12 protein-coding genes are annotated in these 13,273 nt (G+C 67.2%); 8 read left to right on the forward strand and 4 right to left on the reverse strand.

All coding sequences use genetic code 11. The features are described 5' to 3' along the window. Positions 1–12 precede the first annotated feature (12 nt). Positions 13–1,191, reverse strand: coding sequence for a glycosyltransferase family 1 protein (locus A0J57_RS06620; protein WP_061934634.1), 1,179 nt, complete (start codon positions 1,189–1,191; stop codon positions 13–15). Between the two features lie 123 nt (positions 1,192–1,314). Between A0J57_RS06620 and A0J57_RS06625 the strand changes: the two genes are divergently transcribed. Together A0J57_RS06625 and A0J57_RS06630 are read left to right on the forward strand one after the other, a co-directional pair. Continuing rightward, on the forward strand, positions 1,315–1,533 hold the full coding sequence (locus A0J57_RS06625; RefSeq protein ID WP_025551239.1) for a DUF2945 domain-containing protein: 219 nt from the start codon (positions 1,315–1,317) through the stop codon (positions 1,531–1,533). Between the two features lie 57 nt (positions 1,534–1,590). Next, positions 1,591–2,241, forward strand: a complete 651-nt coding sequence (locus tag A0J57_RS06630; protein ID WP_061934636.1) for an MOSC domain-containing protein — start codon at positions 1,591–1,593, stop codon at positions 2,239–2,241. A gap of 38 nt (positions 2,242–2,279) precedes the next feature. Here the strand turns inward: A0J57_RS06630 and purU are convergent, their stop codons facing one another. The 3 genes from purU to A0J57_RS06645 form a co-directional block, all read right to left on the reverse strand. Continuing rightward, complete coding sequence (purU, locus tag A0J57_RS06635) at positions 2,280–3,146, reverse strand: formyltetrahydrofolate deformylase (RefSeq protein WP_025552271.1); 867 nt, start codon at positions 3,144–3,146, stop codon at positions 2,280–2,282. A gap of 61 nt (positions 3,147–3,207) precedes the next feature. Then, positions 3,208–4,236 carry a DUF1338 family protein gene (locus tag A0J57_RS06640; RefSeq protein WP_061934638.1) on the reverse strand — a complete coding sequence of 343 codons (1,029 nt, stop codon included), beginning with the start codon at positions 4,234–4,236 and terminating at the stop codon, positions 3,208–3,210. Between the two features lie 65 nt (positions 4,237–4,301). Then, positions 4,302–5,327: an SPOR domain-containing protein gene (locus tag A0J57_RS06645; protein ID WP_061934640.1), complete on the reverse strand. Its 1,026-nt coding sequence runs from the start codon at positions 5,325–5,327 to the stop codon at positions 4,302–4,304. A gap of 166 nt (positions 5,328–5,493) precedes the next feature. On the opposite strand from A0J57_RS06645, the gene A0J57_RS06650 reads away from it, so the two are divergent. The 6 genes from A0J57_RS06650 to A0J57_RS06675 all read left to right on the forward strand — a co-directional run bounded on the left by A0J57_RS06650 (position 5,494) and on the right by A0J57_RS06675 (position 13,205). Beyond that, positions 5,494–6,213 (forward strand): ParA family protein, encoded by a 720-nt coding sequence (locus A0J57_RS06650; RefSeq protein ID WP_061934641.1) that lies wholly within the window; start codon positions 5,494–5,496, stop codon positions 6,211–6,213. Between the two features lie 15 nt (positions 6,214–6,228). Beyond that, complete coding sequence (locus A0J57_RS06655; RefSeq protein ID WP_044661997.1) at positions 6,229–6,765, forward strand: hypothetical protein; 537 nt, start codon at positions 6,229–6,231, stop codon at positions 6,763–6,765. Positions 6,766–6,779: 14 nt separating this feature from the next. Beyond that, positions 6,780–8,087, forward strand: coding sequence for an SPOR domain-containing protein (locus tag A0J57_RS06660; protein WP_061934643.1), 1,308 nt, complete (start codon positions 6,780–6,782; stop codon positions 8,085–8,087). A gap of 276 nt (positions 8,088–8,363) precedes the next feature. After that, positions 8,364–10,787 (forward strand): TonB-dependent receptor, encoded by a 2,424-nt coding sequence (locus A0J57_RS06665; RefSeq protein WP_158298505.1) that lies wholly within the window; start codon positions 8,364–8,366, stop codon positions 10,785–10,787. Positions 10,788–10,872: 85 nt separating this feature from the next. Then, positions 10,873–12,195, forward strand: coding sequence for an LLM class flavin-dependent oxidoreductase (locus A0J57_RS06670; protein WP_037483682.1), 1,323 nt, complete (start codon positions 10,873–10,875; stop codon positions 12,193–12,195). Between the two features lie 2 nt (positions 12,196–12,197). Then, positions 12,198–13,205, forward strand: coding sequence for an ABC transporter substrate-binding protein (locus A0J57_RS06675; RefSeq protein ID WP_061934647.1), 1,008 nt, complete (start codon positions 12,198–12,200; stop codon positions 13,203–13,205). Positions 13,206–13,273: the final 68 nt, after the last annotated feature.

Below are 13,273 nucleotides of genomic sequence, written 5' to 3' on the forward strand. Positions count from 1 at the left end.
AGGCTTTTGCGTTCAGGGAACAGGGCTCGACCGGACCAGCGCGCCATGTTCGCGCTGGCGGATGATGCGGATATAGGTGTCGACCAGCGCCTGGTTCACCTGATCCCAGCCATAATGTTCCGCCTGCGCCATGGCGGCCGCGCCGGCGGCGGAGCGCGTGGCGGGATCGGTGCAATAGACGGTCAGCGCGTCGGCAAAGGCGGTGATCGCGCCGGGGCGGATCAGGCGGCCGGTGACGCCGTCAGTGACAAGGCTCTCGCTGCCGGTGGCGCGGGCGGCGACGGTGGGCAGGCCGCAGGCCATCGCCTCCAGCGTGACGTTGCCGAAGGTTTCCGTGACGCTGGGGTTGAACAGCATGTCCATGCCCGCGACGGCGCGGCCGAGGTCCGCGCCCTTCTGGAAGCCGGTGAAGACGGCGTTGGGCAGGCGGTTCGCGAACCATTCCCGCGCCGGCCCTTCGCCGACGATCAGCACCTTGTGCCGCACATTCTTCGCCGACAGATGATCGATCGTGTCGGAAAAGACGTCGAGGCCCTTTTCCATCACCAGGCGGCCGATGAAGCCGATCACCGGTTCGTTGTCCGCGATGCCGAGCGACCGGCGCCATCCCATGTCGCGGCGGCCGGGATGGAAGATGTCCCGGTCTATGCCGCGGGTCCAGATGCCGACATCATAGCTCATCCGCTGTTCGCGCAGGAGCTGCGCCATCGATTCGGACGGGGCGACGATGGCGTCGCAGCGGCGGTAGAAGCGGCGGAGCAGCGATTCGATCACCGGTTCCAGAAAGGCGAGGCCGTAATAGCGCGGATAGGTTTCGAAGCGCGTGTGGACGGAGGCGACCGCCGGCAGCCCGTGGCGGCGCGCCCAGGCCACGGCGCGATGGCCGAGCGGATCGGGGCTGGACACATGGACGAGGTTCGGGCGGAAGGCCTTCAGGTCTCGGCGGACGGCGCCCGACATGCGGTAGGGAATCCGATATTCGCGGCGGCCGGGCACGGGCACCGACGGCGCGCTGACCAGATCGCCCGCCGGATCGAAGGCCGGGCTGTCCGTGGTGGGCGAATAGACGCGCACCGCCGCGCCCTGCCGCAGCAGATAGGCGACGAAGCGGTTGAGCGCCTGGTTCGCGCCATCGCGCACATAATTGTAATTGCCGCTGAAGAGCGCGACGCGAAGCCCCGTGACATCCATCCGCCGCCCTTAACGCAGGCAGGCGCAAAACCCAAGGGAACCAGGACGGCATTCGGGATTTTTGCCTTGCGGCAGCAATGATGGCCGGCCGGCGCGGTTGTTCCCCGAAGGAGAGAATGCTTGATGACCGGAAGCTTTCGCAAAGGAGCGAGGGTCAAGTGGAATTGGGGGCAGGGCGTCGGCCGCGGGAGAGTGGCCGAGCGGTTCGAGCAGCAGGTCGAGCGCCGGATCGAGGGCGCCGTCATCAGGCGGAACGGTTCCCGCCGCAATCCCGCCTATCTGGTGACCACCGACAGCGGGTGCGAAGTGCTGAAGCTGGGTTCGGAGCTGTCCCCCGCCTGAGTAATTTTCCTGTCGAGCGGCCTTTTCCCGGCCATGGCTTCCATGGCAAGGGAAGGCATGACCCTTTGTTCCATGACCGTCGACGCGCTGCTGACCGGGATGCCCGCGCCCTTTCGCGACGGCGACTATAGCGCGATCGCGAAGAAGCCGGTGGCGGGCGCGGTGCGGATCGGCTGGCTGGGCCTTGAAGGCGACGGGGTGGCCGACAAGGTGCATCATGGCGGGTGGGACAAGGCCATCCACCTCTATCCGCAGGACCATTATGGCTGGTGGCGCGAGCGCAAGCCCGGTCATCCCTTGCTGGAGGGGCCGGGCGCCTTTGGCGAGAATATCGCGTCGCGCGGGATGACCGAGGAGGAGATCTGCCTTGGCGACCGCTTTGCGCTGGGCAGCGCGGTGGTCGAGGTGAGCCATGGACGGCAGCCCTGCTGGAAGCTCGACCATCGTTTCGGCGCGCGCGACGTGATGGCGGCCATCGTGAAGACGGCGCGATGCGGCATCTATTTTCGGGTCTTGCGGGAGGGGGAGGCGGAGGCCGGCACGCAGATGGAATTGCTGGAGCGGCCATGGCCCGAGTGGCCGGTCGCGCGGCTGTTCCGGCTGCTGATCGGGGGAGGGCACAAGGGCGAGCCGGACGCCGTGAGGGCGCTGGCGGACATGCCGGTGCTGGCCGAGGCGTGGCGGGACAGGGCGCGCAAGCTGGCCTGAAGGCCGGCGGGGTCGCGGTCGCCCCGATTAGCGCCCGATTAGCGGAAAACCACCGTTTTGCCGCCATTTTGCAGGACCCGGCGGTCGGCCAGCCATGTGACGGCGCGGGCGAGCACCTGCGCTTCGATGTCGCGTCCGATGCGGATCATGTCCTCCGCCGTGGCGCGATGGTCCACGCGCTCCACCGCCTGTTCGATGATCGGCCCTTCGTCGAGATCGGCGGTCACGAAATGCGCCGTGGCGCCGATCAGCTTCACGCCCCGCTCATGCGCGCGATGATAGGGGCGCGCGCCCTTGAATCCGGGAAGGAAGCTGTGGTGGATGTTGACGCAGCGGCCGGCGAGTTTCTCCACCAGTTCCTCCGAGAGCACCTGCATATAGCGGGCGAGGATCAGATATTCCGAGCGTGTCCGTTCGAACAGGCCGAGCAGCGCTTCCTCCTGCGCGGCCTTGTCGCCATTGGGCGGAAGCTCGTGATAGGGAATGCCGTGCCATTCGGTGATCCGGCGCATGTCGGGATGGTTGGACACCACGCCCATGATGTCGACCGCCAGCGTGCCTGTCTGCCAGCGGTGCAGCAGGTCCGCCAGGCAGTGCGACCCCTTGGACACCGCAATCAGCATGCGCGGCTTTTCATCGGCGGCGGTCAACCGCCAGTCCATGGCGAAGCGGGCGCCGACATCGCCGAATTCGCCGCGCAGCCTGCCGGTGTCGCCCATGCGGCCGTCCGTCGCCTCGAACGCGACGCGCATGAAGAAGCGGCCTGCTTCCCGGTCGGCATATTGCTGGCTGTCGGTGATGAAGCCGCCGCGTTCCGCCAGGAACTGGCTGACGGCGGCGACGATGCCGACGCGGTCGGCGCAGGCCAGGGTCAGCACCCAGGATGGGACAACCGGATCAGTCAACGCGCATCTCCCCGCAAAAATCGGGAACCCGTTGCCTCAAGCCCGCGCGCCGATCAACCCGTTATGCGCGTCCTTCGCCCTGGGTGCTGGTCATCGCGAAGATGCCGGTCGCATTGCCGGTGTCGAAGGCCAGGTCCAGCCTGCCGGTTGCGGGATCGATGTCCCGGCTGATGAATTCGTAGAAGGAGCCCGGAACCCGGCGCAGTTCGTTGCCGGCGAAGAGCCGTTCCACCGTGTCGGCGCGCAGGGCGGTTTGTCGCACCCGCCCGGTGCGGGAGATTTCCAGCCGATCCTTGATCGGCCAGTCCTCCGCCTTCAGCCGTTCCGCCAGCGCGGCGACGTCAGCCACCCGGTCGGTGGCGTGGTTGAAGGCGTTTCCTTCCGTCGCGATCCAGCCCGCCTCATGGGATCGGGAGAGCAGCAGTTCATAATCCTCGACGCTAGGCGGCTGATGCTGCCGGTCGAAGGCGGCGACGATCACCGGCAGGGCGGCGGCCGCCTCCGCCAGCGTGACGGGCTGGCCGTCCGCGAATTTCGCGAGCACGGCCTGCGCCTCCCCCGTCAGCGGATCGCGGGATGTGCCGAACACCCGCGCCGCCGTTTCGGCGAATTCCGGGTCGAAGCGGTCGGCATGCAGTTCCGACAGGAAGAATTGGGGAATCGCTTCGGGCAGGTCGGCATGGCGATAGGCGCGGCCCGTCATCCGCAGCCGGTCTAGCGGATAGACCGCCGCCATCTCATAGCCCAGCGGCAGCAATATGCGGGTGAAGGCCTCCTCCCCCGGGGGCAAGCGTCCGGTCGCGCCTTCGGCCAGCCTCATGGTGCGCAGCGCGCCATGGTCGAACAGCACCTTGCCCCCATGCGCCAGCCGGTCCGCGACATAGGCCGCTCCGCTCGGCACCCGCTGCAGCAGGTCGTGGAACAGCGCCACGTTCATCGCCATGGCGAAGGCGGCGCGGGAGACATGGGGACCGCCCTGTTCCGTCAGGCGGCGGTCCAGATCGAGCGCCGCCAGCGCTGCACCCGCTGCTTCCGGGCCAAGAAGCCCCTCCACCAGCGCATGAATCACCGAATGATTTTCGATCGACATGGGACGCTCCGTGCTGAGATCCCATTATCGCATGGTTGAAATAAAATTCCAAGCTTTGGCAAGATTTACATCTTCTTCGGCATGCACTCCGCGCCGGCCGCCCTGATCGCGCCGCACAGCCGGGTCGCGTCCGCGCCGCTCGCCAGGGGACCGGCCTGAAGCCGGGTCACGCCGCCGCTGGTCGATATATAGGGCTGGTAGCCGGACAGGCCGCCGACCTTGGCGCTGAGCTGGGTCCAGAGCGTCCGGGCCCGCGCCTCCGCGCTGAAGGCGCCGATCTGCACGCGCCAGCCGCCGGCGGCTGGCTTGGGGAGGGCAGGCTTGGGCAGGGCAGGCTTGGGAAGGGCGGGCTTCGGGGCGGCGGGTCCGGCCTCCGGGGGTTTAGCGGCGGCTGTCCTTGCGGGCGCGGGTTTGGCCGCGGGTTCAGGCGCCTTGGGCCTGGGGGTCGAGGGCGGCAACTGCGCCGTCCGAACCGGGGCCGGAGCCTCCCGCACCACGGGGGCGGGCAGGCGAGGATCTTCCTCCTGCCGGCCGATCGAGCGGGCCATGGCGATGGCGTCGTTGCGCTGATCCTGCGGAATATATTTGTCCATCTGGCGAAGGCTGGCCGTCGCCTGCGCCAGTCCGGACTGCGACGCCCGCGTCATCAGCGCATAGGCGCGCACCCAGTTCTTGGCGGTCAGGTCTCCGTTGAACAGGGCCGTGCCGACGATATATTGCGCACGCGGCTCACCCCGTTCGGCGGCGCGTTGCAGATAGGGAAAGGCGCCGGCGCGGTCGCCCTGCTGGAACATCAGGAGGCCCAGATTGTCCTCGGCCCGGGCATGGCCCTGCTTCGCGGCCTTGCGGTACCAGTCGATGGCGAGGGCGGGATCGGCCTTCACGCCGCGGCCCAGCTTATAGGCCTGTCCCATGTTGAACTGCGCATCGGGATCGCCGGACTGCGCCAGCGGCTGCCACACCGCCACCGCCCTGGCATAATCGCCCTGTTGCCAGGCATCGACCCCGGCCTTCACATCGGCCGATGCGGCCTGCGTCAGGCTCAACATTGCTCCAGCGGCCAGCACGCCCCAGATACGCTTCATGCTCATGCTCCCAAGGGTTCCTGCCCGATCCTATGCCGTCACAAGGTTAATAGCGACTTAGCATTAAGAACATCGCCTTTTTAACGGGCGTCAGGCTTCCGCGCGGATTAACCAATTCTTAGGCGGGCCTGTGGCACTGCTTCCCTCCATTGGATTTTCTGGGGGAAATTGCGTGCGCATATTGGCATTGGCATCGCAAAAGGGGGGATCTGGCAAGACGACCCTGTCGGGGCATCTGGCCGTCCAGGCGCAGATGGCGGGCGCCGGTCCGGTCGTGCTGATCGACATCGACCCGCAGGGATCGCTGGCCGACTGGTGGAACGAGCGCGAGGCCGAATATCCCGCCTTCGCCCAGACCACGGTCGCCCGTCTGGCCGCCGATCTTGAGATACTTCGCCAGCAGGGCTTCAAGCTGGCCGTCATCGACACGCCGCCCGCCATCACCATGGCGATCCAGAGCGTCATTTCCGTGGCCGAGCTGATCGTCGTTCCGACCCGTCCCAGCCCGCACGACCTGCGCGCCGTGGGCGCCACGGTGGACCTGTGCGAGCGCGCGGGCAAGCCGCTGATCTTCGTCGTCAACGCCGCCACGCCCAAGGCGCGCATCACATCCGAAGCGGCGGTCGCCCTGTCGCAGCACGGCACGGTCGCGCCGGTCACGCTGCACCACCGCACGGATTTCGCGGCGTCGATGATCGACGGCCGCACGGTGATGGAGGTCGACCCCAATGGCCGATCCGCAGGAGAGGTCACGCAGCTCTGGACCTATGTGTCCGACCGGCTGGAGAAGAATTTCCGCCGCACCGTCTTTTCCGTGCCGCACAATGTCGTCGGCACGGCGGGCACGGTTCGTCCGGCAAGCGGCGGCTTCGGCCGCCGGGTCACGCAATAAGGGAAGGGGAGCATCATGGTCGAACCGAAACCTCTCGCTTCGCTGACGTCCGGCCTGCTGGCGCGCAAGGGCGCCGCATCGCCCGCCATGCGCCGTCCCGTCTTCGGCCTGACCGCCGGAGCCACTGCGCTGCAGGAGGATCTGGGCTGGAACGACATGGGATTTGACGTGACGCAGCCGGAACCGGCGCCGTCCGAGGCCCGCTCCGTCGCCGGGCTGACCCCCATGACCGCGGTTCCCGCCGTGGCGCCGGTGCCCGCCGTCGTCACCGAACGCGAGGAACTGGCCGAGCGCATCGCCGAAACGGCCGTGCCGGCAAAGGTCGGGAAGGCCGGGAAGAAGGCCCGCGCCTCCGCCGTGGCGAAGGGGCGCAAGGCCGCCTTCACCCTGCGGCTGGATGCCGACCGCCATCTGAAGCTGCGCCTTGCCAGCGCCATCGTCGGCCGCTCCGCGCAGCAGATGGTGACCGAGGCGCTGGACGCCTATCTTGGCAGCCTGCCGGAAGTCGACCGGCTGGCCCAGCAACTGCCGCGCGCCCGCGGCGACAATTGAGGGTTGGGAAAGCCATGAAGCGCAAGGCCTTCGCCAAAGCAGCGGTCGCGTCGATGCTGATCGGCACGACCATGGTGGGATGCACCGGTGCGGCGTTCCGCACCACCGCCGCGGTCGCGCCGCAGAAGCCGGACCGTCTGGCGGCCGGCGTCGAGAAGGCGCTGGCGGATCGCGACGGGGCCCGCGCGGTCGAACTGGCGGAGGCGGCCGTGCAGGCGGCGCCGCAGGATGCGGGCTATCGCCAGTTGCTGGGCCGCGCCTATGTTGCCGGCGGTCGCTTCGCATCGGCGGAAACGGCGCTGACCGATGCGATGACGCTGGGCAATCGCGACGCCCGGACGATCATCACCCTTGCGCTGGTGCAGGTGGGACTGGGCAAGGATCGCGCGGCGCGCGACCTGCTCGCCAGCCATGCCGACATCGTTCCGGCGGCCGACTATGGTCTGGCGATGGCGATGGCGGGCGACGCGCCGGAGGGCGTGCGCATCCTGTCCGAGATGATCCATGATCCGTCGGCCAATGCGCGAACCCGCCAGAACCTGGCCTATGCCTATGCGCTGGCGGGCCGGTGGAAGGATGCGCGGATGATGGCGGGATTCGACCTCGATCCGCTTGCCGCCAACCAGCGCATCACCCAATGGGCGCAGAACGCCGCACCCGGCCTTTCGCAGCAGCGGGTCGCTGCGCTGATGGGCGTGACGATCGACGGCGCCGATGCCGGTCAGCCTGTGGCTCTTGCCCTGGCGCCGCCGGCCTCGCCGGCCCGGATGGCGGAAGCCGCCCCGGTCGAGCAGGCCGTGGAGGCCGGTCCTGTCGCGCTTGCCGCCGCCGATCCCGCACCCGCGCCGCCGCCGGCCATGGCGGAAGCGCCGGCGCCGATGATCCAGGCCATTGCGGCCCCGGTCCGCGTCGCCGCCCCGCGCCAGGCCGCTCCGGCGCGTGTCGCGGCGGCTGCGCGCATGCAGCAGGCTCCGCGCCTTCAGCCGGCGGCTTTCCGCGCGAGTGGGAAGGGCGGCGGCCACTGGGTGGTCCAGCTCGGCGCCTATGACAATGCGGCCATCGCCAAGGAAAAATGGTTCTCCATGGCTCGCCGCAACAGCATGCTGGCGAATTTGCCGGTCGTCACCAGCCAGATCGCGGTGAACGGCGCCACCCTGGCCCGTCTGGCGGTCGGCGGCTTCGACGAGCGGGCGGAGGCGGTCGCGCTTTGCCGGGCCATACAGGCGCGGCGCGGTCAATGCTTCGTGCGGGAGAATGTGGCGGACGCGACGCCGCAGCGCTGGGCGCTGGCGACGCGCGGGCGCCAATTTGCCGGCCGCTGAAAAAATCTTTGCATTACAGGCGTCTTGCGGGCGGCTTCCCCCATGGGAGCCGCCCGCTTCCTTTTTCGCTGCTGCCTGCGGGGCGTGAAATGGGGAAGAAGGCGGGGCGTGGGACATCTGCCCTCCTCCTCCACCTATCAGCATTTCGAATGGGTGTATTCGAAGAACTAAATCGCCTCCCTTAGATTATATTCATAATGCAACGCCCCGAAGGCCGACCGGACGTCGTGCCGAATGGAGCGGCGCGCGACAGCGCCGCCTGGGGGATATATGCGGTTGAGTTCGAAAATCGGGCGGGTCCTGGCGGCCAGCGCGAGCGCCATGGCCTTCTGCGCGGGCGGGGTCGCCGGGGCCGCGGAGCCCGATGCGCCGTCCCCGGCGCAGGCCGGGCCGGGAGACACCGGCGTGGAGGTGATCACGGTCACCGCGCGCCATCGCGCCGAAAAGCTTCAGGAAGTGCCGATCGCCGTCACCGCCCTGACGGAGCGGGACCTTGCCGCGTCCGGCAATTCCAGCATCCGCCAGATGCAGAGGCAGGTGCCGAGCCTTCAGATATTGGGGTTCAATCCGCGCAACATCACGATCCAGATCCGTGGGCTGGGAACGACGGGCGGCGCGGCCAACAGCGGCACCGAACCCGGCGTCGGCATCTATGTGGACGGCGTCTATCATGCGCGTCCGTCGGTGGTCGTCTTCGACACTTTCGACGTGGCCAATGTCAATGTCCTGCGCGGTCCACAGGGCACGCTGTTCGGCAAGAACACGGTGGCCGGCGCGATCGAGATCACCAGCCAGCGCGCATCCTATGAGCCCGAATTGCTGGGGGAGGTATCCTATGGCAATTACGACTATAGCCAGATCAAGCTGGCGGCGTCGGGGCCATTGGGGGACAGCGGCTTCGCGGTCCGGGTCGCGGGCATGAAGGCGGACCGCAACGGCACCGTCTATAACAGCGTCTACAGGGACGACTGGCAGGATCACCATAACCAGGCCGTTCGCGGGGAGCTGGCCTATCGCAATGAGGATGAGAGCTTCACCGCCCGGCTGAACGCCGATTATAACGACCAGAATTCCTATTCGGCCATGCCCCGGCGCGGCGTCCTGCCGAAGCTGCGCGCGGATGGCAGCGTCGCGACCGCAAGGGGCTATTACGACCGGGCGCGCGACGCCGGTTATGTCCCGCCGCCCATAGACGCCTTTGCGCGGCGCATCGATGTGGATACGCCGTTCACGATCAACATGCAGACCGGCGGCGCTTCGCTTACCCTGGTGAAGAAGCTGCCGGGGGATCACAGCCTCACCTCGATCACCGCATGGCGGTTCTGGGACTGGAATCCCTCCATCGACAGCGACGGCACCGGCGCGGCGATCAACATCCAGACCAATCTGCCCACCGCCCAGCGGCAATGGAGCCAGGAACTGCGCATCGCCTCCCCCGGCGGGGGCGCGGTCGACTATACGGCGGGGCTTTATTATTTCTGGCAGCGCACCCGCGAGGTGCCGTTCAACACCTATGGCAGGGATGCCGCCAAATATCTGCTGGGCGCGGCCTTCCCCTCGGAAGCGCTGAACAATTTCAGCCAGACCGGCCTGCAGCTCTTCCACACCAAAAGCTATTCCGCCTTCGCCAATGCGACATGGCATGTGGATGAGCGCCTCGACCTTACCGGGGGCATCCGCTACACCTATGAGAAGCGCTCGGGCCGTTTCGAATCCGTGGCCGTGGGCGGCGTGCCGCTGACCGACCCGGTCTTCTCCTCCCTGTCCCCCGCGCAGCTGACCGCCATCGCGTCCCGCCGGAACGGCTTCGCTCCCACGGCGCGATACGATGCGGCGACCGAGGGCGGGCGCGTGTCGGGGACGGTCAACGCGCTTTATCGGCTGGCCCCCGGCATCAACCTTTATGCCGGTTATTCGCGCGGCTTCAAATCGGCGGGGATCAACCTGGTGACGCCGGTGCAGCTCGCCAACGGGCCGGCTCCGGTGACTTTCGATCCGGAGATCGTGGATTCCTTCGAAATCGGCCTGAAGACCGACCTGTTCCACAACGCCGTCACCTTCAACCTTGCCGCCTTCCGGTCCGACGACAAGGGCTATCAGGCCAATCAGGGGGTGATCGTGCAGACGGGCAGCGGGCCCATCGCCCGCTATTTCATCACCAATGCCGGCAAGGTCAGGACCCAGGGCGTCGAAATGGATGTCCGGGCGAGATGGAACGGCCTGTCGCTGACGGGCGCCGCCACCTATAACGACGCCAAATACCGGTCCTACACCAACGCCCAATGCCCCTATCTGTGGGTCACGGCGGCCAATGGCGGGATCTGCGACATTTCCGGGCGCCAGATCGCGGGCGTGTCGAAATTCGTCTATACCATCGCCGCCGAATATGCCTTCGCCCCACGGCCGATATTGGGCACGGAGGCGACGCTGTTCCTGGGCGGCGACTATAATCACCGGACCGGTTTCTACGGATCGCTCAATACCGATCCCTTCGCCCGCGTGCCGGGCTATGGGCTGGCGAGCGCCTATGCCGGAATCCGGAGCGCCGACAATCGCTGGGAATTGCGGCTGTGGGGCCGCAACCTCTTCGACAAACAATATTTCGTCAATGCGTCGGTCGATCAGGTCACGACCTATTCCTACAACGGGACGCTTGGCGATCCGCGCTTCTACGGCGCCACGCTCAGGATGAAGCTGTGAACCGCGCCGCCGCCGCCCGCCGGGCCGCCCGAACCCTTCCAACGATCCCCGCCAGAAGCGGCTTTGCCCAGACAGGAGACAGCAGATGACGATTGCCAACCGGTTGAAGCTGGGCCTTGTCCTCCATGGCGTGGGCCGGGGATGGCAAAGCTGGCGCCATCCCGAAGCCATCATCGATGGCAGCACCAATATCGACCTTTATGTCGAGCAGGCGCAACTGGCCGAAAAGGGCCTGTTCGACTTCGTCTTCGTGGCCGACAGCCTTCAGATCGACGAAAGGTCCATGCCCCATTATCTGAGCCGGTTCGAACCGGCGACGATCCTTTCGGCGCTGGCGACCGTCACCAGCCATATCGGCCTGGTCGGCACTTTCACGGTATCCTATTCCGAACCCTTCAACCTGGCCCGCCAACTGGCATCGCTCGACAAGATCAGCCGGGGCCGGGCGGGCTGGAACGTGGTCACGTCCTGGCTTGCCGGGACCGCCGCCAATTTCGGCAAGGACAGGCATTTCGCCCATGACGAGCGCTATCGCCTGGCCGCGGAATATGTCGACGTGGTGCGGGGACTGTGGGACAGTTTCGAACCCGGCGCGCTGGTGGGGGACAAGGAGGCGGGCGTCTTCCTCGAACCCGGCAAGCTCCACACCCTGGATCATGCCGGGGAGTTCTTCCGCGTTCGTGGCCCGCTCAACCTCGACAGGACGCCGCAGGGCTATCCCGTGACCTTCCAGGCCGGCACGTCGGAGGAGGGCCGGAACTTCGCCGCCAGCTATGCCGATGCGATCTTCAGCGTGCCGCGCAGCAAGGAACAGTCGATCGCCTTCCGCAGCGATCTGCGCCGCCGCGCCGCGGAGGCCGGGCGCGATCCCGACAAGCTCTATGTCTTCGGGGCGATTTCCGCGCAGGTCGCCTCCACCCGGGAGGAACTCGACCGCCTGGTGGAGGAGCGCAATCGCTATAATTCGATCGAGAATGCCCTGTCGTCGCTCGGCCAGTCGTTCAACGACTATGATTTTTCCAGGCATGATCTGGACGCGCCCTTTCCCGCTGTGACGGAGGAATGGCTCAACAGCAGCCAGGGGGCGGTCACGCGCATCGTCAGCGCGGCGGTCGAGGAAGGGCTGACGCTGCGGCAGACCGCGCTGCGCTTCGGCAGGCCGATCGACAGCCTGGACGGCACGCCCGAAGAGATTGCGGACCAAATGCAGAGCTGGCTGGACGACGGTGCGATCGACGGCTTCATGCTGACGGAGGGGCTGCCGGGCCAGTTGAAGGCCTTTGTCGAGCAGGTCGTGCCGGTGCTGCAGCGGCGCGGATTGCTGCGGACCAGCTATGAGGGCGCGACCTTCCGCGAGAATCTGGACCTGCCGATACCGCAGAACCGCTATTCGGGCGCGGCGGCATGAGAATGAGCGGGGCGATCCGCCGGATGAAGGCGCTTTGGCGGACGCTGGCCGGCGCGGCGGTCGCTGTCCTGCTCGTTCCGCTTGGCGGGTGCGATCGCCCGGCCGACGGCGACGGTCAAGTCCTGCGCGTCGGCACGCACAGGGGCGGCACGCGGGGCATGATGCTTGCGGCCGGAGAGTTGAAGGACGTGCCCTACCGGATAGAATGGGCGCAGTTCCCGAGCGCCCAGACGCAGATCGAGGCGATTTCAGCGAATGCGGTGGATGTGGGGATTGCCGGCGTGGCCTCCTTCCTCTTCGCCTATAACGGCAACCCGCAATTGCGTGCGATCCAGGCCATGGACGGAGGACCGGAGCAGAAGGCGGTCGCCGTCATCGTTCCGGAAAAATCGGCGGCGCGGGACATGCGCGACCTTCGCGGCAGGTCGATCGCCACGACCAGGGGGTCGGTCGGGCACATCACGCTGCTCCAGGCGCTGGAACAGGCCCATCTGAAGACCAGCGACGTGTCGATCAGCTTCCTGAGCCCGAACGATGCCATGACCGCCTTCGCCACGGGCAAGGTCGACGCGCTTGCGATATGGCTTCCCTATCTGGCGACCGCGGTACGCAGCCACCGTGCGCGGGTGCTGACCTATGCCTGGAACGGCACATCCAACTATCTGGTGCAGGTGAGCAGCGACGCTTCGGTGCGGGCGAAACATGCGTTGCTGGAGGATTTCCTGCGCCGCTATGCGCGGGCGCAGCTCTGGGCGAACGGGCATCCGCGCGAATGGTCGGAAATCTCTTCGCGGGAAACCGGCGTTCCGCGCGACATCGCCGCCTACAGCGCCGAACGCTGGCACTGGACGCCTGCCCCGGTGGACGGCCGGGTGGCCGACGCCCTGCACGAAACGGCGCGGATCTTCGCCGCGGAGCTGCCGCCGCCGCACCGCGACGGCGCGGCGGGCCTGGATTCCAGCTTCGACGATGCGGTCGACGGATCGGGAGGCCGGCGCAGCGGAGGGTGATCCGCCTCCCTGAAAATCCCTGGTGGTGCGGCCATCGCTTTGCGCTTAGGTTCCCCCCTCGAAATCAC

It is taken from the genome of Sphingobium sp. 22B (genome assembly GCF_001580035.1).
GTDB classification, from domain to species: Bacteria; Pseudomonadota; Alphaproteobacteria; order Sphingomonadales; family Sphingomonadaceae; genus Sphingobium; species Sphingobium fuliginis.

Coding starts and splice junctions, on each gene's coding strand:
- A0J57_RS06625 (WP_025551239.1), top strand. CDS start 1,315: ATGACCGGAAGCTTTCGCAAAGGAGCGAGGGTCAAGTGGAATTGGGGG.
- A0J57_RS06655 (WP_044661997.1), top strand. CDS start 6,229: ATGGTCGAACCGAAACCTCTCGCTTCGCTGACGTCCGGCCTGCTGGCG.
- A0J57_RS06660 (WP_061934643.1), top strand. CDS start 6,780: ATGAAGCGCAAGGCCTTCGCCAAAGCAGCGGTCGCGTCGATGCTGATC.
- A0J57_RS06630 (WP_061934636.1), top strand. CDS start 1,591: ATGACCCTTTGTTCCATGACCGTCGACGCGCTGCTGACCGGGATGCCC.
- A0J57_RS06670 (WP_037483682.1), top strand. CDS start 10,873: ATGACGATTGCCAACCGGTTGAAGCTGGGCCTTGTCCTCCATGGCGTG.
- A0J57_RS06620 (WP_061934634.1), bottom strand. CDS start 1,191: ATGGATGTCACGGGGCTTCGCGTCGCGCTCTTCAGCGGCAATTACAAT.
- A0J57_RS06640 (WP_061934638.1), bottom strand. CDS start 4,236: ATGTCGATCGAAAATCATTCGGTGATTCATGCGCTGGTGGAGGGGCTT.
- A0J57_RS06675 (WP_061934647.1), top strand. CDS start 12,198: ATGAGCGGGGCGATCCGCCGGATGAAGGCGCTTTGGCGGACGCTGGCC.
- A0J57_RS06645 (WP_061934640.1), bottom strand. CDS start 5,327: ATGAGCATGAAGCGTATCTGGGGCGTGCTGGCCGCTGGAGCAATGTTG.